Annotated in this window: 24 protein-coding genes; 16 read left to right on the top strand and 8 right to left on the bottom strand. The window is 46.2% G+C overall.

Features of this window, described 5'->3' with window-relative positions:
• Positions 1 to 13 precede the first annotated feature (13 nt).
• The 3 genes from sufC to VL525_RS08365 all read right to left on the bottom strand — a co-directional run bounded on the left by sufC (position 14) and on the right by VL525_RS08365 (position 3,405).
• Positions 14 to 778 carry a Fe-S cluster assembly ATPase SufC gene (gene sufC, locus VL525_RS08375; RefSeq protein ID WP_325385337.1) on the bottom strand — a complete coding sequence of 255 codons (765 nt, stop codon included), beginning with the start codon at positions 776 to 778 and terminating at the stop codon, positions 14 to 16.
• 30 nt (positions 779 to 808) lie between these two features.
• Positions 809 to 2,254 carry a Fe-S cluster assembly protein SufB gene (sufB, locus tag VL525_RS08370; protein WP_325385335.1) on the bottom strand — a complete coding sequence of 482 codons (1,446 nt, stop codon included), beginning with the start codon at positions 2,252 to 2,254 and terminating at the stop codon, positions 809 to 811.
• Positions 2,255 to 2,472: 218 nt separating this feature from the next.
• The gene (locus VL525_RS08365) at positions 2,473 to 3,405 is read right to left on the bottom strand and encodes a WD40 repeat domain-containing protein (RefSeq protein WP_325385334.1); all 933 of its coding nucleotides are present in this window, start codon (positions 3,403 to 3,405) and stop codon (positions 2,473 to 2,475) included.
• A 157-nt stretch (positions 3,406 to 3,562) separates the two neighbouring features.
• Between VL525_RS08365 and VL525_RS08360 the strand changes: the two genes are divergently transcribed.
• From VL525_RS08360 to VL525_RS08310, 11 genes are all read left to right on the top strand, one after another.
• Complete coding sequence (locus VL525_RS08360; RefSeq protein ID WP_325385332.1) at positions 3,563 to 5,509, top strand: FTR1 family protein; 1,947 nt, start codon at positions 3,563 to 3,565, stop codon at positions 5,507 to 5,509.
• 110 nt (positions 5,510 to 5,619) lie between these two features.
• On the top strand, positions 5,620 to 6,561 hold the full coding sequence (gene ric / locus VL525_RS08355) for an iron-sulfur cluster repair di-iron protein (protein WP_325385329.1): 942 nt from the start codon (positions 5,620 to 5,622) through the stop codon (positions 6,559 to 6,561).
• 189 nt (positions 6,562 to 6,750) lie between these two features.
• Positions 6,751 to 8,091, top strand: a complete 1,341-nt coding sequence (locus tag VL525_RS08350) for an NAD(P)/FAD-dependent oxidoreductase (RefSeq protein ID WP_325385327.1) — start codon at positions 6,751 to 6,753, stop codon at positions 8,089 to 8,091.
• Positions 8,039 to 8,503 carry a hypothetical protein gene (locus tag VL525_RS08345; RefSeq protein WP_325385325.1) on the top strand — a complete coding sequence of 155 codons (465 nt, stop codon included), beginning with the start codon at positions 8,039 to 8,041 and terminating at the stop codon, positions 8,501 to 8,503. Before VL525_RS08350 ends, VL525_RS08345 begins: the two co-directional genes overlap by 53 nt.
• The gene (locus VL525_RS08340; protein ID WP_325385323.1) at positions 8,500 to 9,318 is read left to right on the top strand and encodes a DUF2249 domain-containing protein; all 819 of its coding nucleotides are present in this window, start codon (positions 8,500 to 8,502) and stop codon (positions 9,316 to 9,318) included. The genes VL525_RS08345 and VL525_RS08340 overlap by 4 nt, the downstream gene beginning before the upstream one ends.
• A gap of 1 nt (position 9,319) precedes the next feature.
• Positions 9,320 to 10,597, top strand: a complete 1,278-nt coding sequence (locus VL525_RS08335; RefSeq protein WP_325385321.1) for a cytochrome C oxidase subunit I — start codon at positions 9,320 to 9,322, stop codon at positions 10,595 to 10,597.
• Complete coding sequence (locus tag VL525_RS08330) at positions 10,594 to 10,917, top strand: metal-sulfur cluster assembly factor (RefSeq protein WP_325385319.1); 324 nt, start codon at positions 10,594 to 10,596, stop codon at positions 10,915 to 10,917. Before VL525_RS08335 ends, VL525_RS08330 begins: the two co-directional genes overlap by 4 nt.
• Before the next feature lies 1 nt (position 10,918).
• Entirely contained in the window at positions 10,919 to 11,350 is a 432-nt protein-coding gene (locus tag VL525_RS08325; protein WP_325385317.1) for an Rrf2 family transcriptional regulator, read from the top strand.
• Positions 11,351 to 12,168: 818 nt separating this feature from the next.
• Entirely contained in the window at positions 12,169 to 12,573 is a 405-nt protein-coding gene (locus VL525_RS08320; RefSeq protein WP_325385315.1) for a GreA/GreB family elongation factor, read from the top strand.
• A 66-nt stretch (positions 12,574 to 12,639) separates the two neighbouring features.
• Positions 12,640 to 13,185 carry a hypothetical protein gene (locus tag VL525_RS08315; protein ID WP_325385312.1) on the top strand — a complete coding sequence of 182 codons (546 nt, stop codon included), beginning with the start codon at positions 12,640 to 12,642 and terminating at the stop codon, positions 13,183 to 13,185.
• Between the two features lie 62 nt (positions 13,186 to 13,247).
• Entirely contained in the window at positions 13,248 to 14,087 is an 840-nt protein-coding gene (locus VL525_RS08310) for a hypothetical protein (RefSeq protein WP_325385310.1), read from the top strand.
• A gap of 90 nt (positions 14,088 to 14,177) precedes the next feature.
• Here the strand turns inward: VL525_RS08310 and VL525_RS08305 are convergent, their stop codons facing one another.
• From VL525_RS08305 to VL525_RS08295, 3 genes are all read right to left on the bottom strand, one after another.
• Entirely contained in the window at positions 14,178 to 15,005 is an 828-nt protein-coding gene (locus tag VL525_RS08305; protein ID WP_325385308.1) for an RteC domain-containing protein, read from the bottom strand.
• 130 nt (positions 15,006 to 15,135) lie between these two features.
• Complete coding sequence (locus tag VL525_RS08300; protein WP_325385306.1) at positions 15,136 to 16,497, bottom strand: cysteine peptidase family C39 domain-containing protein; 1,362 nt, start codon at positions 16,495 to 16,497, stop codon at positions 15,136 to 15,138.
• Between the two features lie 25 nt (positions 16,498 to 16,522).
• The gene (locus tag VL525_RS08295) at positions 16,523 to 17,167 is read right to left on the bottom strand and encodes a hypothetical protein (protein WP_325385304.1); all 645 of its coding nucleotides are present in this window, start codon (positions 17,165 to 17,167) and stop codon (positions 16,523 to 16,525) included.
• A 106-nt stretch (positions 17,168 to 17,273) separates the two neighbouring features.
• Here VL525_RS08295 and VL525_RS08290 point away from each other — a divergent pair, with 106 nt between their 5' ends.
• A complete protein-coding gene (locus tag VL525_RS08290) occupies positions 17,274 to 17,909 on the top strand; it encodes a rhomboid family intramembrane serine protease (RefSeq protein WP_325385302.1) in 636 nt (211 codons plus the stop codon).
• Positions 17,910 to 17,922: 13 nt separating this feature from the next.
• Here the strand turns inward: VL525_RS08290 and VL525_RS08285 are convergent, their stop codons facing one another.
• Entirely contained in the window at positions 17,923 to 18,090 is a 168-nt protein-coding gene (locus tag VL525_RS08285) for a hypothetical protein (protein ID WP_325385300.1), read from the bottom strand.
• Between the two features lie 131 nt (positions 18,091 to 18,221).
• Here VL525_RS08285 and VL525_RS08280 point away from each other — a divergent pair, with 131 nt between their 5' ends.
• The 4 genes from VL525_RS08280 (at position 18,222) to VL525_RS08265 (ending at position 19,774) form a co-directional block, all read left to right on the top strand.
• On the top strand, positions 18,222 to 18,548 hold the full coding sequence (locus VL525_RS08280) for a helix-turn-helix transcriptional regulator (protein WP_325385298.1): 327 nt from the start codon (positions 18,222 to 18,224) through the stop codon (positions 18,546 to 18,548).
• A gap of 100 nt (positions 18,549 to 18,648) precedes the next feature.
• Positions 18,649 to 18,855, top strand: coding sequence for a transposase family protein (locus VL525_RS08275; RefSeq protein WP_325385295.1), 207 nt, complete (start codon positions 18,649 to 18,651; stop codon positions 18,853 to 18,855).
• Positions 18,856 to 18,904: 49 nt separating this feature from the next.
• Positions 18,905 to 19,336, top strand: a complete 432-nt coding sequence (locus tag VL525_RS08270) for a MauE/DoxX family redox-associated membrane protein (protein WP_325385293.1) — start codon at positions 18,905 to 18,907, stop codon at positions 19,334 to 19,336.
• A gap of 135 nt (positions 19,337 to 19,471) precedes the next feature.
• Positions 19,472 to 19,774: a hypothetical protein gene (locus VL525_RS08265; RefSeq protein ID WP_325385291.1), complete on the top strand. Its 303-nt coding sequence runs from the start codon at positions 19,472 to 19,474 to the stop codon at positions 19,772 to 19,774.
• Positions 19,775 to 19,841: 67 nt separating this feature from the next.
• On the opposite strand, the gene VL525_RS08260 is transcribed toward VL525_RS08265, so the two are convergent.
• Entirely contained in the window at positions 19,842 to 21,224 is a 1,383-nt protein-coding gene (locus tag VL525_RS08260) for a RagB/SusD family nutrient uptake outer membrane protein (RefSeq protein ID WP_325385289.1), read from the bottom strand.
• Positions 21,225 to 21,233 lie beyond the last annotated feature (9 nt).

Genomic DNA, 21,233 nt, shown 5'->3' with positions numbered 1-21,233 from the left:
GATAACCGTCTTTTTATTCAGCTGTTATTAAATCGGCTTCCCCTTTGATCATGTCATAACCATTTTCCTCCAGTTCCAGAGCGAGCTCTTTTGTACCGGATTTGACGATGCGCCCGTTATATAGCACATGAACGAAATCAGGCTGCAAATAATCCAGCAACCGCTGATAATGGGTAATGATAAGTATGGCATTGTGTTCGTTTCGCAGCTTATGAATGCCATTGGCCACAATGCGCAATGCATCGATATCTAAACCGGAATCCATTTCATCCAGTATCATCAGCCTGGGTTCAAGCATCGCCATCTGGAAAATTTCATTACGTTTTTTTTCCCCGCCGGAGAACCCTTCGTTGATCGACCGGCTCAGCAATGACTGATCGATCTGCAGCATCGCCATTTTTGCTTTCATCAATTTCATAAAGCTTACCGCATCCAGCGGTTCTTCACCCTGATATTCCCTCTTTTCGTTTACGGCCGCTTTAATAAAATTGGTCGTGCTGACCCCCGGTATTTCAACAGGGTACTGAAATGCCAGAAATAAGCCTTCACGGGCCCGGTCTTCAGGTGCCATTTCCAGTAAGTCTTTTTCTAAAAAAGTAACCGATCCTTCCGTCACCTCATATTCTTCCCTGCCGGCCAATACCGACGCCAGCGTGCTTTTGCCAGACCCGTTTGGCCCCATAATGGCATGGACCTCTCCGGCTTTAATAGAAAGATTAATGCCATTGAGTATTTGTTTGCCTTCAATGGACGCGTGTATATTTGTAATTGATAACATGATAGCTTGATCTATAAATTCATAATTTTTTTAGCCCACACTGCCTTCCAGGCTCACAGCAAGCAATTTTTTCGCTTCTATGGCAAATTCCATGGGCAATTGGCTCATCACTTCTTTGGCGAAGCCGTTAACGATCAGGGCAACGGCTGTTTCTGCATCGATCCCCCTTTGTTTGCAATAAAAAAGCTGGTCTTCACCGATCTTTGAGGTGGTCGCCTCATGCTCCACAACGGATGTCGCATTTCTTACCTCGATATAAGGGAAGGTATGCGCTCCGCAATGATCGCTTAAGAGCAGGGAATCGCACTGTGAATAATTACGGGCCCCGGCAGCATTCTTGCCCGCACGGACCAATCCGCGGTAACTGTTCTGGCTATAGCCGGCGGATATTCCTTTGGCCACGATCCGGCTTCTCGTGTTCTTGCCAAGGTGGATCATTTTGGTGCCGGTATCTGCCTGCTGATAGTGATTGGTAAGGGCCACAGAATAGAATTCGCCGACAGTATGATCGCCTTTTAGAATGACGCTGGGGTATTTCCAGGTAATGGCTGAGCCTGTTTCTACCTGGGTCCAGGAGATCCTCGAATAGTCGCCCGAACATAGCCCGCGCTTGGTAACAAAATTGTAAATTCCCCCTTTGCCCTCGTGGTCACCCGGGTACCAATTTTGAACGGTAGAGTATTTGATTTCAGCCCTCCTCATCGCGATGAGCTCAACGACTGCGGCATGCAGCTGGTTCTCATCACGCTGCGGCGCGGTGCAGCCTTCCAGGTAGCTTACATAGCTTTCATCTTCAGCTATGATCAGTGTTCGTTCAAACTGACCTGAATTTCCGGTATTGATGCGGAAATAAGTTGACAGCTCCATCGGGCAGCGCACACCTTTAGGGATATGGCAAAAAGAGCCGTCGGTAAATACCGCAGCGTTCAGCGCGGCGAAGAAATTATCCGTCGGCGGCACAACAGAGCCAATATATTTCCTGACTAATTCCGGATGTTCCCGGATCGCTTCACTGATGGAACAGAAAATGATCCCAATGTCCGACAGTTGCTTTTGAAAGGAAGTTGCGACGGAAATACTGTCAACGACGACGTCAACGGCAACCCCGCTAAGCCTTTTTTGCTCGTTCAGGGAAATTCCGAGTTTGTCAAAAGTGCGGAGCAACTCCGGGTCCACTTCATCCAGTCCTTTAAGCTTTCCTTTGTTCTTTGGGGCGGCATAGTAGCTGATGTCCTGGTAGTCTATTTTAGGATAGTTCACATTCGGCCATCCCGGCTCTTCCATGGTCAGCCAATGCCGGTATGCCTTCAATCGCCAGTCCAGCATCCAGGACGGTTCGTTTTTCTTTTCGGAAAGCAAACGGATCACCTCCTCATTAAGACCCCTCGGGATCACATCCGTTTCAATATCCGTTACAAAGCCGTATTTGTAGTCCCGCGATACCGTTTGTTCCAATGCATTTAGTTCTTGTTTCATCGTGTGGTATTTGGTTAGTGCGGCAGGCATTTGGTCTGCCAAAGTCCTTTGAGGAAACTAATAAGCTATGCCCGGAAATCAGGCCTGGCACTGCTGCAACCGGCAAGGACTATGTATAACTGCACAATTATAAAGCATTTTTAACTATTTATACAAAAAAGTATAAATAATGTTTTAAAGATGACTTTTAGAGAGGGGCCCGGCTTATCAGCCGTTGATCATTCATAGATCAATTGCCTGATGATGACTTCCTTATCATCACCCACCGAGATCAGGTAGTCGTTAAAGGCGCTCCAAAGCAATTTATTTACCGAGTGCGTATGGCCTGTAAGATGCTCTTTACTAATGCGTTTGATCAGCCCGAACGTTTTCGTATCCCATATTTTTACGGTCTTATCACGGCTGGCCGTGGCAAACAACGCCCCGTCCGGACTAAAGGCAATATCATATATAGCCCAATTATGGGCCGCAATAGATTTCACCAGGGAATAATTGCCGGTTTCCCATATATTCAAATGAGCATCCCTTCCCCCTGACAGGAGAAATTTTCCACCAGGCGTATAACGGACAATATTTGCAGAAAGCCGGTGCGCGATGAATCCATATTTAAGCTGTAATGTGAACAGGTCCAAAATAAAAATATCACAGCTGCCCATGGCAATGGCAATTTCGGAAGCATGGTAATTAAAATCTATACTGCGCAATTTTTCTCCGCAAAGTGTTATAACTTTTATGAGGGAAAGACTGTCAAGGGAACAAACGGCGAAGTTGCCATCGCCGCCGGCCGTATAGAAACAATTGGTTTCCAAGCAATATTTAATATCGAATACCGGGCCCCTATGATATTTAAGGATCCGTATCTCTTTTTTCTGATCCGTATCTATGATATGAATGTTCCCGTCCGTAGTTCCCGCAAGCAGTAGTTTTTTTTCGGGAATATGACAGATCGCATATAGATGTGCCGCAAATGAAGTCGCAAACTTTTCCCCCTGCAGGGTATCCAGGTTCCACTGCGCGATGAAATCATCACTACCCCCGGTAAATATGGTATTGGCATAAAGGCCCCTGTCCACTGCATAGATACATCCGGTGTGCCCGTTAAGCGTCCCGACTATTTTGACCTCTGGCTTCTTTTCATTGATAATTTCCATGATCCCGTTTCCAATATGAACACTGGCCGGCCTTTGCTGGTCCGGCACAAGTATAGGAACTATTTATTGTTTATACAAAAAAGTATAAACAATAAAACGAAATATTACCTTTGCCCCGTTGGGGCTTCTATAGACCCGGATCGTAAAAAATAAGACAATGAAAATATTTCAACTTTCAGTCAGCTTTGTACTTCTTCTTCTTCTGCTGCCTGCTCCTCCCGCCATTGCCAAAGAGGATGACCATACGGTACAGACGATCATCCACCTGCTGGATTATATTTCAGGGGACTACCCTGCCGCTGTACAAAATCACAGGATTAAGAGCCGGGAAGAATATAGCGAGATGCTTGAGTTTAGCACTGCCGTGACAAGGATGTGCGGAGAGCTTACCGGAGAAAAACACATTCAAAGCGAACTTTTTCTGAACAGTGCCAAACGGCTGAACCGGATGATAAGGGAAAAAAACTCACCCGGCTCCGTCGGCATCCTGGCGAGATCGGTGAAGGAGGCTGTTATTAAAGCCACCGGGTATAAGGTAAGCCCCGAGTCGTGGCCCGACCTATCTGCCGGCCAGGTGATTTACATGCAAAAATGCGCTTCATGCCATGGTAGCGCAGGTGCGGGCGACGGCCCCCTTGCTTCTTCGCTCCGCCCGGTCCCGGCTAATTTTTTAAACGATTCGATCATGAAGAGGTTTACCAGCCTTCGGGCATATAATACGATCAGTTTAGGTGTAAGAGGTACTGCGATGAGGGGCTTTAAGGAACTGCCGCCGGACAAAGCATGGAGCGTGGCCTTTTATATCCAGTCCTTAAGGTTTAAAAAATTGAAATTAAATAAGGCAAGATCAGATGCCTTATACCATGCGGCGATGGCCGGGGTGAACTTAAAGGATGCCAGCAATCTTACAGATAGCGAATTGATCGATAAAATGAATGGCGGTTTGGAACTGAGGAAGGAAAAGTTAGCCGCCATCCGGCTTCATATACCCGATAAGGAGGCTGTCCGTCCGCTTCAATCAGCAAAAACATATCTGCTCGCAGCACTGCAGGAATATCAGGGGGACAATGTTCCGGACGCCAGGCAAAAGGCGCTGGAGGCTTACCTGGAAGGGATTGAGCCGTTAGAAGCGCAGCTTAGCACCAGCGATGCGAATCTCACAACCAGGCTCGAACAACAAATGCTAAAAGTCAGATCTCTCATTGAAAGTCACCGTCCCAAACCGGAAGTGAGCCGGGAAATAAATGACGCCTTAAGCCTGATCGCTGAGGCAGATAGTATACTCAACAACACCAAAGTATCTTTTTGGCTGGCATTTGTACTTTCAGCCTCCATATTGTTAAGGGAAGGAATGGAAGCTTTCCTGATCATCGCCATAATGATCAGCATTATCCAGTCTACCGGTAAAAAGAAGGCATTGCTTTGGCTGCACGGCGGATGGATAACCGCTTTGCTTGCGGGGCTGGCGGGCTGGTATCTGACTGATCTGATCCTGAAGATCAGCGGTCAAAGCCGGGAGATGTTGGAAGGTTTCATATCCCTATTTGCCGTATGTGTTTTAATCTATGTAGGTTTCTGGCTTCATCGGAACTCGGATGTCAAAAAATGGAAATCGTTTGTAGAGAAAAAAATAAATCGGCTGTTAAATAAGGAGAATATGTTTGGGCTCGCAGCCTTCGCATTTCTGGTCGTTTTCCGTGAAGCTTTCGAATCGATCCTTTTTTTAAAGGCCATTGAGCTGGAGGTTGATCCGCGAAGCCGGGCATCGATAGGGCTGGGTGTACTGACCGCATTGACACTGATATTTTTCATCGCATTTATTTGGATTAGGTATGCACAAAGAATACCAATAAGGCAATTATTCAAATACGGGTCCGCCATGATCGCTGTGCTGGTCATTGTTATCATCGGTAAAGGCATTCACTCCCTTCAGGAATCAGGGCTTTTTACGGTGCACCCATTTCATTTCAATATCACCAGTGACCTGCTGGGCATCTATCCCACGATGGAAACCATGCTTGCCCAGGGCGTTTTATTATGTTTTATTGTTGGCCTTGGGTTTCTCCGGCGGCAAAAGTTAAAGCAGAATATCCGGGTGTCATAAATTGGATCTTAATGTCACTAAAGAGTAAAGAATAGAAGTATTAAAGTACTTTTATTCTTTTAATTTGAAATATGCCTACCTTTACTCCATTCAACAACAAAATATAAAAAATGGAAACTTTAGAAGACAGCGTGCTGAATGTGACGCTAATTGAACCCAGGCTAAAACACCCGACAATTTTTGAACACTTTGACGCACTGAATGAAGGGGAAGGTTTTGTAATTCTGAATGATCATGATCCCAAACCGGTTTATTACCAGCTTTTGGGTGAGCGGGGGGACATATTTATATGGGAATACCTGGAGCAGGGGCCGCAATGGTGGAAAGTAAGCATAAAAAAACGCATTAGCGGGGAGAACAATGAAACCCTGGGCCAAATAGCAACAAAGGACCTGCGCAAAGCGGAAATTTTTAAGAAATATGGACTGGACTTTTGTTGCGGCGGAAAAAAGACCGTGAAGGAGGCCTGCGCTGAAAAAGGGCTGGATGTAGCCGCGATAGAACATGAACTGCAGCAGGCGGAGAAACAGACATCAGCCTCACCCTTACCAAGGCCGTTGCCTTACAATGATTGGAAACTGGACTTCTTAGCCGACTACATCGTCAATACGCATCATAGCTATGTAAAAGCCGCTTTGCCGGAGCTGATTAAATATGCCGATAAAGTGGCCAGGGTGCACGGAGCGCACCACCCCGAGCTATTCAATATCCTGCAGCTGGTGGAAGAAATAGCCCGGGAAATGACCGAACATATGGAAAAGGAGGAAACGTTCCTGTTCCCTTTTATCAAGCAACTGGCGCTTTCAAAAAATAATGACGGCAACGTACAACAACCCATCGAACTAATGGAAAAGGAACATGAGATCGTGGGCAAAAGCTTATCTGATATTCGGATGCTGAGTAATAATTACGCGCTTCCGGAAGACGCCTGCGCGAGTTACGGCTTGTTATATAAGATGCTGGAAGAGTTTGAAGGTGATATGTTTACCCATATCCACCTCGAAAATAATATCCTGTTTGTGAAGGCTCTCGAACTGCAGAAAACCAAATAAAGGCTGTGCCTGCAAAAGACCGGCTCCAGGACCTTGTCTCGTTTAAAGGATCATTGTTTAGGATGGTTGGGGATCCCGAAAATGAGGCAAGGACCGGTGAGTCGTAGTTGCAGAATAAACGGTAATGAAATACCATACCGGGTTGATGAAAACGCAAGTGCGTAATCCGGGAATGAAAGGACGAAGACGATGGATATTCCCCGTAAAAACAACATTCAGAAAAGGGTAGTAATTGTGGGAGCCGGATTTGCCGGCCTCACACTTGCTAAAAAGCTTTCTTCAAAATACTTCCAGGTCATCTTGATCGACAAGAATAACTACCACCAATTCCAGCCCTTACTATACCAGGTAGCCACATCGGGTTTGGAACCCAGCAGTATCAGTTTCCCGCTTCGAAAGATATTTCAGCACCATAAAAATGTGTATATCCGGATCGCGGAAGTGACAAATATCCGCCCGGATGAAAACAGCATAGAAACATCCGTCGGTAATATTGACTTCGACTTCCTCGTCCTGGCCCAGGGCGCTGAAACGAACTATTTTAATAATCAATCGCTGCAACAAAATTCATATGCCATGAAATCGGTTGCGGAAGCACTATACCTGCGCAATACTTTATTGCAAAATTTTGAAAAGGCGCTCATTTCAAACGATGAAAAGGAAAGAGACGCCTTATTACAAATAGTTATCGTCGGAGGCGGCCCGACAGGTGTCGAACTGGCAGGGGCCATTGCTGAAATGAAAAACAATATTCTCCCCAAAGATTACCCTGAACTTGACTTTAAGCAAATGAATATTGTTTTGATAGAAGCATCTTCGCGGTTATTAAACGGCATAAGTGAACGATCAGGGAAAACAGCGCGGGAATATCTTGAGGCCCTGGGCGTAAGTGTTCAGATCAATGCTTCGGTCAATAGCTATGATGGTAATACCGTAGTCCTAAATAACGGCGCTACTTTAATCAGCAAATGCCTGGTTTGGGCGGCGGGGGTCAAAGGTCAGGCTTTAAAAGGACTGCCATTACCGGCCGTTGCTCCCAATAACAGGATCCGTGTGGACGCCTTCAGCCGCATCCAGGGTATGGTCAATGCTTTTGCCATTGGCGATGCAGCCTTGATGCAGGGCGGGGAAAGTCCTAAAGGTCATCCGCAGGTTGCCCCCGTGGCCATCCAGCAAGCCGATGTACTGGCAAAAAATCTGACGAACATTGTTTCCGGAAAAAAATTGAAGCCTTTTCACTACCGTGATAAGGGAAGTATGGCAACCGTCGGACGTAACCTGGCGGTTGTCGAAATGGGCAAACTAAAAATAAAAGGGTTCAGTGCATGGTGCATCTGGATGCTGGTGCACCTGATGTCCATAATTGGCATAAAGAACAAACTGATGATCCTGATCAACTGGGTATGGCACTATATTACGTATGATCAGTCACTCCGCTTAATCCTCAGGCCCTCAGAAAAAACTAAAAGATCCCCAAATGAAAAAATTATTAACCCTGTTATTGCTGACAGCTACTCTGTCGGCCTGTAACAATCAGGAGCATAGTGGAAATAAAGCTGCGTTTGACCAATCGGAGGCAAATGATCATCATGGAACACCGGCCGAAAAACTTGTCTTGAATAATGGCGCTAAATGGAAGGTTGATGTTACCACGAACAATAACGTTAAATATTTACAGGTAATTCTTAAACAGTTCAATAACGGGAATGATCATCCATTGCCCGCTTTTAAAAAGATTCATGAGCGTTTACAGCAAGGAATAGACAAAATGATCGTGGAATGCAAAATGACAGGGCCTGATCATGAAGCCTTACACAAATGGCTGGAACCATTGATTGCGCTGGTAGCGCAATTAAAACAGGCGTCAACAGTTCCTGAAGCGGCATCGGCACTAAAGGCGATTGACAGCCAGGCAGACCTTTACAACCAATATTTTGAATGATGAATACAATTAATGCCAACACCAAAATCGCTGCGGTTATTAAACAGCATCCTGATGCTATAGAGGCCATTATCAGTATTAACCCGAAATTTGAAAAGTTGCGCAACCCGCTGCTCAGAAAACTGATGGCAGGAAGGACCAGCCTGGCGATGGCCGCCAAAGTAGGGGGATGCAGCATCGATGATTTTTTCGAAAAGCTCAAACCGCTTGGGTTTACCATTGAAAGCAGTGTTGTACCGGTTATGGAAGAACAGGCGCCGGTACCTGATTTCATTCATGCGATCAGGGAGGAACAACTCATTGAGCTTGATGTCCGTCCGGTTATAGCCGCCGGTAAAGACCCCTTAAGCCTGATTTTGGAAAAGGCAAAGAACATAAAACCCGGACAGATCTTGAAAATCGTTAACACCTTTGCCCCGGTGCCCTTAATCCCCCTGCTTGAAAAGAAGGGATTTATCAGCTATATGGATACAGTTGAAGATAAGCTTGTCGAGACTTACTTCTTCAGGCAGCCGGGAATCGCCGAAGATGATATTTTAGCTGAACCGAAAGGAATCCCGGATCAGGATTGGGACAAGATATGGCATAGATATAAAGAAAAATTAATCACGGTAGATGTCCGTAACCTGGAGATGCCCCAGCCAATGATCACGATCCTGGATTCCCTGGAGCAAATGGCTGACGGGAATGCCTTATTTGTTCATCATAAAAGGATCCCGGTTTATTTGCTGCCTGAATTGTCAGAGAGGGGCTTTGAATTCCGGGTGAAGGAGATCAGTGATGGTGAGGTTCATCTTTTAATTTTCAAACGCTGACATGATCGGTACCGGCAACCTGGTTAAGAATACAAGCTATAAGGTCGTTGTTCCTTTTTATGCTTATGCCGCGTTTTCATTTCTCGTGGCTGCGGTATTGCTGGTTCTCTCCTCGAAAGTCTTCGGGTCACATTATTTCCAGCCGCCGGTATTAGCGGTGACCCATACGATGGCCCTGGGATGGGGGACTATGATGATAATGGGCGCCGGCCACCAGCTTTTTCCCGTCATGATCGAGGGTAAATTATTCAGTAATTTATTGGCTCACCTTTCTTTCGCCCTAACAGGCTGCGGAATTCCATTGCTGGTCTATGCATTTTATACGTTTAATATGAACTTGCCGGCTCAATGCGGGGCATTATTAATAAATGGAGGCATTCTTTGTTTCCTGATCAATATTGCCACCAGCTTGTTCGCCTGTAAAAAGAAGAATATTCATGCTTTGTTCGTATTCACAGCTACCTTGTGGCTCTTTACCACGACGATCATCGGGCTGCTGTTAGTTTTCAATTTTACTCACCCTATTTTTGGGAAGGACTCCCTGCATTATCTTTCCCTGCACGCACACCTGGGCATCGGGGGCTGGTTCCTGCTCCTGGTCATCGGGGTCGGAACCCGGTTGATCCCAATGTTCCTGATCTCGAAATACACCCATGCGCCCCTTTTATGGACCATCTTCGCACTCATCAATGCAGCCCTGGTAGGTTTTATTTTGATTTTTCTGTACACAAAGGGAGGCTACCTATTCGCCATTCCCCTGACAGCGATATTCACAGCTGTCTCTCTTTTCGTCTTCTATTGTTACCAGTCATACAAAAAGCGGATCCGGAAACAGACAGATAACCAGATCAGGATATCACTGCTATCCGCCTTCATGATGGGCATACCTTTAGTTTTACTGGCGGTCGTTTCGATCCTGCTTGCTATTTCCAAGGTAGATCCTAAATTGATCACCGCTTATGGCTTTTCCATTTTTTTCGGCTGGATCACCGCTATTATTTTCGGGATGACATTCAAGACACTTCCTTTTATTATCTGGAATAAAGTTTACCACCACCGCGCGGGCCTCGGCAAGACCCCTAATCCCAAAGATCTCTTTGATGCAAAAATATTTAATGCAATGGGTATCGCTTATTTATCGGGATTTATCCTGTTTATAGGCGGCGTCCTGTTTGCAAATAACCTGCTGTTAAAAGTATCCGCCGCCGCGCTGTTGCTGGCGGCGATCCTGTACAACTGGAATGTATACCGCGTAATTCTTCATACCCCGGCAAAATGAATGTGATCACCAATAACGATAATAAATGTAATTTAGCACTGCTGGCCCTAAAGGAAGTACTCGATCCGGAGATTGGCCTGAATGTGGTGGATCTGGGATTAATTTACCGGATTGATTTTAATGAAGATAACGGCAATATCCATATCATCATGACCTTAACCACGCAGTTTTGCCCTATGGGAGAATCCATCCGGGATAATGTGCAACAGACCCTGGAGCATTTATTTAAAGGATGCCCGGTAAATGTTGACGTTATTTTTGATCCCCCCTGGAGTATGCAGATGATATCAGAGGAGGGGCGTAAATTTTTGAATCGATAATATGCTTAGTAATACCTGTAAGGCTGCTGTCAAGGCGGTCATATTTCTGGCCACGAAAACCGAATCGGGAGATAAATCAGCGATCAGGGAAATCGCTGAACATATCGGAGCCAGCGAACATACGGTTGGCAAGTTTTTACAAACCCTGGTTAAACAGGGCGTTATCAATAGCCTGAAAGGCCCGTCAGGAGGGTTCTACCTCACCCCTAAACAAAGGGAGCAGCCCATCATCAATATTGTAAGGGCCATCGACGGGCAACAGATATTTAAGGAGTGCGGACTGGGATTAAGTAAATGTTCATCCACGCACCCATGTCCTATCCACGATGAGTACAAGCGGGCCAGGGACATTATGGAAAATCTTTTCGAGCATAAAAAGGTATTAGATTTATGCGTACCCGTCGCCGGCGGCTTTGCCTATTTGTTTGGGTAAAACTTAAAGCAGAGACGCATCAGCAACATTGCGGATTACCTTCGGTATACGGGTATTATCGATGCCGGGCTACCGGGCTCATGACGCGCTGCCAGCCGGCGATTATCCGGTCGACGAAGACAATTTAACTATTTTTAACATTCGGATTACACTATATTCGGTATACTTGTAGAAATGCAGTTTAAACATATAAAACCTGTTCTTCTAATTATATTCATTTTTTGCACGCTGTCATCGATGGCGTCAAAGAGAGAATACAGGGTGCATTGTGTTTCCGATTTAACCGGCCATGAAACCCGGGCTATAGGAATTGATGATCATAATTTCACGGGCTCACCTATCCTTAGCGAACTTTCCAGGACGGTTAAACCAATTAAGCTGATTCTTGTAAGTCCGGCGAACGTCTATGACGTTACTTTATGCTTAAATGCGCCTGGTCAGCCCGGCAATATCTATGTCGTATCAGGTTGCCCGTTCAAGACATTCAACAGGCTGTTGCTGTTCCCGTTTCACGGCTTTTGGTAGTCATATCCCCCGCTTTTTCCTGAATTGAATATTCCTAAAATTGGGAGTGCCCTGGTTCGGTAATGTATTTGATACATATCCAGTACCGGCTGCTAAAGTAATATTGCTTTGGAGGTCGTTTATATCCGCTGTCCGCGTAATTATAATGCGACTTCCGGCGCCTTGCCTGTTTTCAATTCATCCGTGTCCAGGAGCGGTAAAATATCCCAAATCTGAATTTAATCCTATCAGGCAACAGGCACGATGTGCCCTGTAATGCCTGGTTATTTTCGTCTTGATTAATTACATATACCATGCGTACCACACCACTTATCTTAACAAAAGAAGAATATAAATTATTAACAGACCAATATGAATCCGTGACCACTCCTGTCTTTAACAAGCAAAAGCTGTTTCAGGAATTAAAGGATGCCAAAATCGTAGGGCCGCAATCCATGCCGCTTAATGTCGTTTCCGCAAACTCGGATGTCCTGATTTGGAATATTAATAAGAACCAGACATTCAGTATCAGCATAGTAGCTGAAGACAGCCCCGAACACGGAACAAATAAAATCCGGGTGACAGATCCGATCGTTGTCGCCTTACTGGGTTACCCCGCAGGGGCGATGACCGAATGGGAAATGAAAGATGGGATCAACAAATTTAAAGTGATCTCAGTGGGACAGGGACGCGTAGATGATGTGCCCCGCTGGACATAACTATAGTTAGAAATATTCTTTAACGGGGAATGGTTACTTGACTATTCCTGCCTAAAAAATAAAATCATGGAAAACAACCTGGAAGAAGCCTTGATAGCAGGCGGCCTGGTGGGCTTGATCACCATACCTTTTTTGGTGATCACCCATTTGTCAAAAAAAAGAAAAATAAGCATAGCCATAACTGAGAAGCTGGCTGCACTGGCTCGTCAATCAAATTGTCAGCTATCGCGATCTGAACAAATCGGCGCTAAGGCCATTGCCCTGGATGAAAACGCCCGGAGGATCTTATTTATTGATGCGAATAAAAACAAAGATATAACTATCGATTTGGCGGGAATTGCAACCTGTAGGCTGTTGAAAAAGATGGATATAAATGCGGTTGGGTCTATAGTGCTACAGTTGATAAACAAAAATGGCGCACTTTCATACACAGTGCCGTTTTACCGAAGGTTCATCGACAATGAAACCAGCCTTCCCACTATCATTAAAGCGGCTGAAAAATGGAGGTGCTTAATTCACAATTTAGTTAGTAACCAAAGGAAGCCCGGCGGTATTAAATTGTTCAGGGGCTTAACTCCTCAAACCAGCTTTTGGGGAGCTGCAACGCAATAAAATCAAAATGCGGAACAGGTCGGAAGAGAGAGAGATTCACCACATACTAAATAAAGAAAACCATGAAAAACATATTGATAATCAACAAGAATCCACAGGATACGGAGCGCACAACGGCGCTGGCCCTATTGCTGGCAGGAACAACAAATACTAAATTATATTTTTGGAATGCTCCAATGATCCAAACACATTCGTATGCTGCTGAAATGAGCGTTGCCGTTGCCAATAAAATTTTGCCGGCACGGCCCGTCTCTAAGCATCGGTGGATTGAACAACTGCAACGTAAGTTTTATCTGCAAACAGGTCTAAAGACCCTGGCAGAATTTATTGAGAATATCCACTTTGTTTCCGATAATATTGCAGCCATCGTCAGGAAATTCAACATCGGTCTGCTGATCAAAGGGATTCCTGAAAATGCAGACCAGGAGCTTCCTGTCATTGAAAGTGATGTCCTTAGCTGCTCAGCCAAATCTGGCTGTCCTGTTTTGTTGGTTCCTGAACAATTCCCATACAAGACCCTTGAAAAGATCGTTTATGCAACAGATCTTCGGTACTGCAGGCAGGGGGTTATTCGCTTTTTAAGTAAACTGGCGATTAATTTTAATGCCAGCGTTCTTATTGCGAACATCGCTGCAAAAGGTTTACCTTTTATGGAGCATAATTATGCGCTTGATGTTTTTAAAGACACCATCGCCCATCCGGCCAGCCATGACCATTTTCATTTCAATAATATCTGGGAAAGGGACATTCCCAAAGCTATTGATATACTGGCCAATGATATGAATACGGACCTTTTGGTGCTGGTTAACCACAGGTATCATTTTAACGAATTATTCGGCGCTGCTATTCCATACCGCTTGCCTGCTTATATCCGTATCCCCGTTTTGCTTTTTCCCTGTTAATTCGGTGGGCCCCTTAAAGGGCGATTGTATCAGGACCGGGATAGACCGTTCAAAAACGGCTATCCCGGATTTTGAATAGGCGCTTGTCAATTATGCGAACTGGTCTTCGATCTTTTGATGTACGCTTTCTCTCATTTGGTCGAGAAATCTTGTAGAAGCGATGCGTTTCCGACTTTGTATTTCAGCAAATCTTCGCTGTATAATACCAATCTTTACATCGAAAAGATTTTCCGCCCAACGTACCATCTCATTCAGTGAAACATTGCCATGGTTGACCTGCCCTGTGAGGTTCAGACCATAGATAAGCTCGACAAGGTTGATCACATCGCCGGTCCAGCGCATATCATGCCCCATTTCGGGTTTAGCTGTTTGCCCCGGGCTATATAGAAGATTTATAAGGTGATCCTGCAGCCGTTCATAGGCAATGAACTTTGCGAACAGAAAATCACCCTGCGTAGAAAATTCAGGATCAATATCGGGCGCAATGGGCAGATTGATCTCCGGAACCTTGTTCCCCCGGGAAAAATACTGTTGATCAAACTCGACACCATCTAGTTGGAAATATTGGTACAAGTAGCGGTTCTGGTCAAAAACACGCTTGAGAAACGTCAGCTCCTGGGTGTAATAATTGTTGGTCAACGCCCGGTCGCCAACGGGCTTATTCGACTCAATCGCGTAAAGTTCCTGCGTAAAAATATGTTCGGCGATGATCCGCGGTTTTTCATATTTGAAAAATTGTATCTCCCGAAGCATGTCTTTGAATGGCTCGGCCTTGAAATGATCTTTGAGTTCCCCGATACAGCTTCGGACCAGGTCGCGAATAAGAAGCGGGTTTTTCACGCCCAAATTTTTTAGCTCGGGGGCGGCCGAGACTTCATTCAGAAATTTTTGATAAACGTTTTGTACGAAATTGTCCATAGATTATGATTTTGATGTATATAAATGTAATCTGGTTGGTGCACCATTTGAAAGGCCCAATGGCCTTCAAATGGCACGAGTTAAACGGACCCCCGTAAGGGTTCCAAGTCCCGGTAGGTTTGCAAGAAATTTACTGGATTGCTTTAGTCATACGGGGTCTGCGGCCCAATCTTTCCGCGCCCTGCGCAACCAAAAACAGCGAGTTGCAGATTTTAGTCGCTATGTTCACAAAAGCAAAACATAGGATGACCCCGAAAATGAACTCCGGGTAGGATGCCGCAGAGGTGCGTAGCCGGCTAATGGTATAAGCTAAAACGATGATCAGGTTGAGGGACGCAATGGCGTCAAAATAAAGACTGAGCTTGTTCGCTGTCACCGATACCCTGAAAGATTTGCGGGAAAAAGCGGCATTGGCTTCAATTCCGCCTGCAATGATCGATTCGCGCTCCGCTCCATGACTGGTTGCCATCAGATTAGCTGGAAATGCAGGCGCCAACGTGGAACAAAAGTTGACAAGCATGAACGGTAGCTGCCTGTCGGTGAGGGTCACCAACCCGGCAACGACGAAAATCTCCAGGACAACAAGCACCGGAAAATAGAGGTAAATGCATACCAAAATGATCACCAGCATCAGGCCATCGGAGAGAACCCCTCCGACGAGCATGGATACACTCTGATGAATGCGCTGGACGTCCCTGATAGTTTCCGAAAATCGTTTCAACAGTAGCCCGTTCACTTGCATTAATCGCTCCGACGGGGCGATTAATTCCAGATATAAGGATGCATCCAGCCTGCTCGCGAAATTGATGACCAGCCGTTCCTTCACAAACCCGACAGCACACTTCGCCAGGGACAAACAGGCCAGTAACACGAAAACGAGTGCTATAAAACCGCTTTGCGCATTCAGGAACTGCGGGGTGATAGCCTTTTCCACTACCAGTGTTGCACCGAGGCCAAGCAGTGAGCCGAATACATTAAGTAAAGGCACTGCGAACCATATAATGCCTGGCACGAAGTCAAACCGGAACAAATAGTTCCAGGGATAAAAACGGGCACGCCAATTCTTCTTCGGCGTTAAATTCTCAAAATAAAGAGCGGCACGGCTTTGCCACCTGGCGAGCAGCTCTGTCTCGGTTACATAGTTAACCTGTCCGTCCGGGTCCGCAATCAGGTACAGCCCTACAGCTGTGTCATAGCCGAAAGACACAATAAAATGAGGGGTCATCGCATCGCTCATCACATGCAATATGCAGGGTGACTCCATTTTCCGAAGATGGTCTGCGTCCATTCTGACGCCTCTTGCACTGAGGCCCGCAGCGACTCCCAGTTCCTGCAGTCGCGATATCGAAAGCGGCTCATCATTCCCTGCGTTAGGCATCGGGGGCTTCAATCCGCTATAGTTGAAAATAGTTCTCAGGCAGGCAGCTCCGCAATCATTGGCGCTTTCCTGCCGGGTAAAAGAAATTAAGATCAGTTTCAAATTGCTGTACATAAAAGCTATAAATGGATTTAGGATTTCAATAAGACTGCGGGAAATAAACGACCGTGAAATAGACGACGAATATCACCCAGATGAATAGCGTCGGGATATACGAAAGGCAAACGACCTTTAGCGCCCTGTCGAACGGAACGGAGGTGATCTTTTCAATTCCTGCCGCAAGCAGGAACCAGTAAGTTGCTTCGAAAAGATTTAATGTCTGAAGCGGCATGAGGAATGCTGGTTTCACATCCGGTACAAATGATGCGGCCGAAAGGAAGTAAAAGTTCTGCCAGGTGATCAGGTCAACAATGTTCCTTTCCTGCCAGAACCAACCAATCTTGGCCGCTGCCGGCACCAGGAAAATAAATTCACATCCAATAACGACCCGGAGCAGTTTTAGAAAGGATACCTTGATATCGAAGAAATATAGCCCGGTGGCTAACACGATCGAAACCGCCAGCACTTTGACCGTTACATAAATGACCGTATAGAGGTAGATCACCTTTTTGATATTCTGATATACCAATGATTCCATATCAGGGATACCTGAAACGGGCTGGCCGTTTCTTTCGTAAAAGTTAATAGTTAAGATGTATTCATTCGTAATGAATATCAAAATAAGGGTGGATGTGATCAGCGCTGCAAGGAGCAAAAGAGGGCTTAGAATAGTATTACGTTTCATTTCTCAAAGGGATTGGGTCAAAAATCCCCCCAAATGGTGCCATATCCTATTACCCCTTTTTTTAAATTATTAGTTTAAGTAATAGGAAAAATTACTTCATTTGCCTATGAACCTGGCCTTCTTTAGCGAGTTCTATGCGAAATCGCCCGTAACATTTATTCTTTCCTTCCTCGTTTTGCTTGCTACCGGAATTGCTCAGTTGAATAAAAAAGTGTTCTTTGCCTGCATCCTTCACCCCTTGAGTGTTATTCGCGACCGGCAATACTATCGCATATTCACCGCAGACCTGGTAAACGCCGATTGGCTGCACCTGATGCTCAATGAGTTTATGCTGTATGTCTTTTGTTCTGACCTGGAGGAGACGCTCAGGAAATCGGGAAGCACGGGGAGCCTGCAGTTTTTGACGATCTACCTGGTGAGCCTGTTGTTTGCTTCAGCAATCGTCATCGCCCGCCATTTCCGGGATTTCAAATACTCGACGACGGGGACGTCCGGCAGCATTATGGGTTGTATGTTCGGCTTTATGGTGCTCGATCCCAATTATATCGTGCTTAATTTCTCAGAAGGGGGCGGGATCAAGAATATTTACGGCGGGTTGATCTATATTGTTCTGCTGATCTTTTACCAGAAAAGAAAGGGAAGTGACCTGGTTAATCATGAGTTTCATTTCTACGGGGCGATCGGCGGCGTGCTGACCACACTGGCGCTGCACCCCGGGATTCTGCATGGAGTACGGGGGTGAACCCGTACCCCTTTTACCAAAGGCCAAGGCAGGCCGGGCCTGTAGCTGCGGCAACTGCCCCGATGATGGCGCCTGCGCCGCCGAACAAACCACCCAAAGTAGCGCCGAAGGCAATGTTGGTAGCGCAATGGCTCGCACCGCCCTGTAACTCGTCCGCTTCCAATTGTGATAAATCAGTCATAATGATCTTTTTTAGTTTCTTCCCGGAATTGGGAATTAAAACAAAGGTCAAATGATGATTAAACTAATAGTAAAACTATTAATTGTAATTTACTACTTTTGCTTATAAGTGATAATCCTAAGCCATTTTATATGAATGATGTTGGAGAAAAAATAAGACTTCAGCGATTGACCAAAAAATACAGCCAGGAATATATGGCCTTCATGCTCGAGATTTCCCAGGCTGCCTACTCAAAGATCGAACGCTCTGAAACCGAGCTGACCCTCAGGCGCGTATATGAAATTGCCGAGATATTAGAGATATCCCCTTTCACTTTAATGCCGCCGCCTAAACATGGTACTGCCATTGTTCTCGCCTGGCGCAAGACGATGGTTAAGTTGCGCCGGTTTTGGCGCAATAATTTCAAAGACCGCCTGAATGAGCGGAAAGCGGCGTACCATTCGTCACAGGGACATTAAAAACATTTTTCAGAAATAATTTACAAGCTACAGTTGTAGCGATTTGCCCGATCTATTTCCAATTTCAAATCGCATGAAAAGCGATTTGAATTAATCGGATATGGATTACCGCTCCTACGAAAAGCGCCTGGAATATTTGCTCGAACTGGTCGAAAAGAACAGGTTCCGTTCCATAGAAGACGTGGCCGCAAATTTTGGCTGTAGCACGCGTACGGTAAAACGTATGCTTACCCACCTTCGCGAAAATGGCCATGATATCCAGTATGACCGCCTCGGAAAAAAATATTTCATTAAAAAAGAAGAGTGACATTTTCTGTCATTGAGGCGCCTGTACCTTTAATCATTAGTTAATTCAAATGAAAACTAAAGGTTATATCGCTGACATTGTCAGTATTCTTCTGATCCTGTTGTGGAGCTACGCCGCAATCAGCAAATTGCTGGAATTTTCTCATTTCAGGATCGAGATGGGGAATCAGCCGATCCCGCCCGAAGCAGGCCGGATCTTGATTTGGGCTTTGCCATCAACGGAACTTTTGGCTGCGGTGCTGCTGCTGTTCAGGCAAACGCAAAGCTTTGGCCTCTATGCCTCATTCTTCCTGTTGTCAGCTTTCTCCATTTATGTCGGCCTCACTTATTTCGGTTTTTTCACGAAGCATGCCTGTGCCTGCGGGGGCGTATTCCGGCATATGGGCTGGGGTGCACACCTGGTATTTAATATCGCCATTCTCTTTCTCAATATAACGGCACTCATTTTTTATCAAAGAAAGGAGGCGGTCTTCACATCGTAAGAAATGTTCACTGCACCGGATAGTCCGGTCAGCTGGCGGTATCGCCCTTGCCGGAATCAGGGCACCCATTTTTTAAATACAATTTTTAACCAAAGTTTTTCCGGCGCTTTTTGATGTAATAAAGCGCTAGTTCAAATGAAAAGTCTAAAATTCAAGATCGCAATCCTGGCATTGGCCTGTGGTATCACTTCAGCATTTGCCTTTAAACCCGCTCCAGTAGTAAACAGCTTCTGGAAGTATGCCAATACTTTGAAGTCTCCCACTGATCCCACCGCATATGTGCAGTCTACGAATACCTGTGACGAGCACGGTGACCTCTGCGGCATCGATGCGCCGGCCAACCCTTCGCACCCGGCCCAGCCTACCATCAGCATGGCGCTGCAGGGCCGCATCAATAGCCTGGATACCAGTGCAGGCGATGTACACCTGCAGGACTGACCGCCATGCGGATTGGTCATGTGACTGTTTGATCTGTAAAATAAAAGGGGCAACTGCCCCTTTTATTTTATCGTGGATTTTGAGCGATTCCCGTTTGCTGAACCACGCTGACCGGTATCAGGAATGTGTATCGCTTATCGCCAGGCGGCAGCGTATAACTGACACCGCCTAAATTTCTGCTTAGGCTTTTGGCAAAGCCCGGCTCCTGGTTCAACCGCCGCAGGTCGTTCCACCGCAGGCCGCTGCGATAGGGCAGTTCTTTTCGCCTTTCTGACAAAACCAACCGAAGCGCTGCGTCCGCATCCATCCCGGTATTATAGGGTACGAATGTATTGCTGGCAAACCTTTTGGCCAGCAGCGTATTGAGATCACCGATCCCCGCTGAAACATTTCCGGTGCGTACAGCCGTTTCGGCCCGTACAAGGTACATTTCATCGGCGGCGATCCCTGCGAAAACAGGGGTTTTTGAACCGCCATAGTCTCCTTTAAAAATACTGCCCGAGGCACCCGGCTTAAAAAATACCGCCTTACGCAGGTCGTTGCTGTCATAGCTGGCCAGGAGACTTGTATCCGCCATCTCCCTTGAAGTACTGAATACTGAACCCCTTCCCGCCGAGGCATTATGAAAGACCACCTCTTCGTTAAATATCTTGAACGGCGTCGGAGCGGTTGCGGAGACCCGATTATAATCGATGAGCGCCGGGGAAAGCTGCAGGCAGGAGTCAGCATAGAGGTTTGCGTTCCTGAAGTCACCCATTGTAAGGTAGACCCTGGCCAGCGCGCCGAAGGCAGCCGCCTTCGATGGCCTGCTCTTGACAATGACATCAACCGGCAACAGGGCCGCCGCTGTCTTCAGGTCAGCGATGATCTGCGAAAAGGTCTGCCGGATGCTGCTGCGTTTAGTCGGGTCGGTGATGTCGGCTTTTAGCTTGAGCGGCAGGCCCGGCCCCGAATTGTCCCCACCCGGTATATAGGGTGCTTCAAACTCGCCTGTTAATGCGTAATGGTCATAACCGCGGAAAAAATAGCCTGCGCCAAGCACCCTGTTCCTGTCCGCGAGATTGCTTCCGTCTGCGGGAACCTTGCCCGCGCCGTCGATAACAATATTGGCATTCAGTATCATGGTATACATATACAGCCAATCGTAATCGTTGGCAGCATTTGCATCCCAGATATAATCATTGCGCATATCGATTAGCGAAATGGTTTGCCATGCATTATCACTGAGGTAGTAATAGTCACTTCCGATATCCCCCGCTGAAGGATAATTATTGCTCATCGGGGCTGCATCCAGGATCGCCTGGAAATCGGTTAGTGTTTGGGGAACGGTCAGCTTGCCGTCAGGCTTTGCCTCCAGATATTTTTTGCAGGAAGGCATGAGCGCAAAAAGAAATGAAAGGGTCAAAATGCCCAACGACTGCCGTAATGCCTTTTTTATTTGTTTTTTCATGTTCTTTGA

This window comes from Mucilaginibacter sp., assembly GCF_035492695.1.
Lineage (GTDB): Bacteria > Bacteroidota > Bacteroidia > Sphingobacteriales > Sphingobacteriaceae > Mucilaginibacter.
Note: the sequence above shows the minus strand (reverse complement) of the source record. Positions and strands in the feature narration are given on the sequence as shown.